The following is a 3,397-nucleotide window of genomic DNA, read 5'->3' on the forward strand; positions in this document are numbered from 1 at the left end:
TTGGGAACAGCGTAAGTTGGGGGAAGTGTTCGAACAAACAAGTGAGTATATTAATCCAATGGAAGCTAACCTAGAATTATTCAGTTTAACAGTTGAAAAAGGGTTAACACAAAAGACTGATAGATATAATAGATCCTTTCTTGTAAAAAAAGAGGATAAATTCAAAAAAGTTAATCCTAATGATTTTGTATATAATCCAATGAATATGACATTAGGGGCAGTCGGATTTAATGAACTAGGATATAGTGTTGCAATATCAGGATATTATATAACAATGAAAACTACTGCAAATTGGAATAATCAATTTTTTAGAATTTGGCTGTCTTCACCTCAAGCTATTCACTTATATAAATTGTATGCAACAGGATCTCTGATAGAAAAGCAAAGAGTACAATTTCCAAATCTCTCTCAAATTAAAATGTGGGTTCCATCTTTGGAAGAACAAAAAAAGGTGGGTAACTTTTTCAAACAACTAGACGAGACTATTGCCCTTTATCAAGAAAGATGTGAAAAGCTGAACAAAATAAAAAGGGCCTATCTAGATTTAATTTTTAGTCAGAAAATAAGGTTTTCAAGTTTCTCGGAAGAATGGGAACTACGTAATCTGGATTCACTGGTTGAAAGAATAAAGTCTTATTCTTTATCTCGCGATGTCGAGACAAGTGAATATACAGGATACAAGTATATTCATTATGGTGATATCCATACGAAAGTTGCAGATATAATAGATGAGTCAAGCAATTTGCCCAATATAAAGGCTGGAAACTATGAACTTCTAGAAAAGGGAGATGTTGTATTAGCTGATGCTTCGGAAGATTATCAAGGAATAGCCACACCTGCTGTAATTACTATAGATACACCGTATAAGCTAGTTGCTGGATTACATACAATAGCTCTGAGACCAAGACAAGTAGATTCTTTCTTTCTTTACTATTTGATTAATTCATCAATTTTTAGAAGGTATGGTTACAAGACTGGTACAGGAATGAAAGTATTTGGAATTAGCGTTAAAAACCTTTTAAAATTTGAAAGCCTGATCCCACCATTAGAGGATCAAATCAAAATAGGTAAGTTTTTCAAAAAACTAGATGAGAACATTGATCTTCATGAAAAAAAATTGATGAAACTTAATGAACTAAAGAAAGCCTACCTACAAAAGATGTTTGTATAGTATGCTATAGGTCTTTGAAAGACAGCTAAATCTCCTGATAATAGATATGATGAGAAGTCATCATCAAATATTATTTGGAGGTTTTCCCATGAATAAGAGAAAAAAACAGTCGGTGCTATTCCATGTCTATTTCAAAGAATGGATTGAGCTGTACAAAGATGGTGCAGTTAGACCAGTTACTTTACAAAAGTATTGGATTAATCATCAATGGTTAGTAGAATTGGCCCCATTTTTAACTTTAGAGGAGCTAGATAGAAAAAATTATCAAAAACTGCTGAATGACTTTGCAGTAACACATGAAAAGCAAACAACAATGGACTTTCATCATCAAGTAAAAGGGGCCATTTTGGATGCTCATGATGAAGGATTGATTTCGCGTGACCCTACTAGAAAGGTAGTAATCAAAGGAAAAGAACCCGCTCCCAAGAAATTGAAGTATTTGAACCAGTTTGAGTTACGTGCGTTGCTCAATCAACTTTCATTAACTGAAACAATTTCATGGGATTGGTTTATTCTCCTAGTAGCCAAGACGGGAATTCGATTTTCCGAGGCACTAGCACTTACACCAGAGGACTTTGATTTCTCAAAACAGAGTCTATCAATTAGCAAAACTTGGAATTATAAAGAACCTCAAGGTGGTTTTCAGCCTACCAAAAACGCGTCATCAATAAGAAAGGTTCAGTTAGACTGGCAAACGGCTATGCAATTTTCTCAGTTACTAAAGCAAGTACCCTCTAATTCACCGATTTTTGTGGATGGACGGGTTTTTAATTCAACAATCAATCAAAGGCTGGCAACATATTGTCAAAAAGCGAATATCCCGGTCATTTCTCTTCACGGCTTGAGACATACACATGCTTCGTTACTATTATTTGCAGGTGTTTCTATTGCTAGTGTTGCTAGAAGACTAGGACATTCTAATATGACTACGACCCAACAAACGTATCTTCATATTATTCAAGAATTAGAGAATCAAGATAACGAGAAAGTCATGCGGCACTTATCAACATTATATTAAAAATGAAAGATATCATCACAAAAAAGGCGCTACTGCGCCTTTTTTAGATAAACATTTTTTGTAAAAATCCTTTCTTTATTTTAGTCAATTTATCGATTTTGGATTGATGAAGAGCTATTGTCTCATCAAAACGCTTAAAGAAATTTCCAATTCTCATTTGTTCCTCTTTTTTCGGAAATAGCAAATTAACTTCTTTTAAATCTGAATTATGCAAGTGAACAATGGATTTTCCTTGTGCTCGTTTGCTTAATTCTTTTTGCTGCTTTCCATTCGAGATTGTCAATGCTAAGAAAACTGGATCAATCTTATCACTTGGTTGCACAATATTTAAATCTCCACCTAAAATTACACCTGGAATACTAACTACCGATGCTCTTGAAATGTCCTCAGCAGTTTCACCTGAAGATGGAACAATTACTTCATTCCCTTTACTTATTACAGAGTTTTCCTTTTCTATAACAAAAGTATCTACAGTGTCGATAATAGTTTGATAATTTGTATATAAACGACCATATAATATTATCGGTTTTCCTTCCTCAGTCAAATCACTTTTTGTATAACCATTACCTTTGGAGAATTCTGCTAAATCCCCTAATTTACCCTGTTCCCAATCCCCTGAAAACCCAAAAAATCGTAGCCTCTGTTCAAAAATCTGATACAAATATGCCCTTTTTAATTCTTTCAATTTATCTAGTTTTTTATGATAAAGAGTAATTGTGTCGTCAAGTTGTTTCAAAAAATTCCCAATCCTGGTTTGTTCTAAATTTGAGGGAATTGGAATAGGCATTTCACGAAATACAGAATCTTTGATAGCAAATCTGTCTGATCGAGCTCCCGAATCTCCATTCATTTTCATAAATATATGCCATCTATTAGACGAGAAATACTTCTCTAAATATGTTTTATCAACGCCATCTATACGGAATACATAATAAAGTGGCGACATTACCCCAGTTCTTCCTAACTTATTTCGCTTAATTGGACCTACTGGAGCGAGATTTGAAATCCTTGGATTGTAAACAAAATCATCTGGATGAACAACATAATAACCGTCTAAGTTCTTTTCATTTGAGATATCTTTTTCAAAAAAGTCACGTTGATTTATGATTCCATACTCTGCTGAATTCGTCAGAGTTTCAGAATAAATTTTATTTTTGTTCTTCTCCGTTACTTTTTCTGAAATCTCCCCCAACTTACGCTGTTCCCAA

3 protein-coding genes are annotated in these 3,397 nt (G+C 33.8%); 2 read left to right on the plus strand and 1 reads right to left on the minus strand.

Annotated elements, in window-relative coordinates; all coding sequences use genetic code 11:
• Both JK635_RS04325 and JK635_RS04330 read left to right on the plus strand, forming a co-directional pair.
• On the plus strand, positions 1-1,171 hold a 1,171-nt coding region (locus JK635_RS04325), incomplete at its 5' end, for a restriction endonuclease subunit S (RefSeq protein ID WP_202652766.1).
• Positions 1,172-1,259: 88 nt separating this feature from the next.
• Positions 1,260-2,189, plus strand: a complete 930-nt coding sequence (locus JK635_RS04330; protein WP_202652767.1) for a site-specific integrase — start codon at positions 1,260-1,262, stop codon at positions 2,187-2,189.
• A 43-nt stretch (positions 2,190-2,232) separates the two neighbouring features.
• On the opposite strand, the gene JK635_RS04335 is transcribed toward JK635_RS04330, so the two are convergent.
• Positions 2,233-3,397 (minus strand): restriction endonuclease subunit S (locus JK635_RS04335; RefSeq protein WP_202652768.1); only part of this gene is annotated, 1,165 nt, incomplete at its 5' end.

This window comes from Neobacillus paridis, from assembly GCF_016765675.1.
In the GTDB taxonomy this organism is placed as follows: Bacteria; Bacillota; Bacilli; order Bacillales; family Cytobacillaceae; genus Neobacillus; species Neobacillus paridis.

Bases quoted from the DNA above. Each gene is read 5' to 3' on its own strand.
- JK635_RS04330 (WP_202652767.1), top strand. From the start codon at position 1,260: ATGAATAAGAGAAAAAAACAGTCGGTGCTATTCCATGTCTATTTCAAA.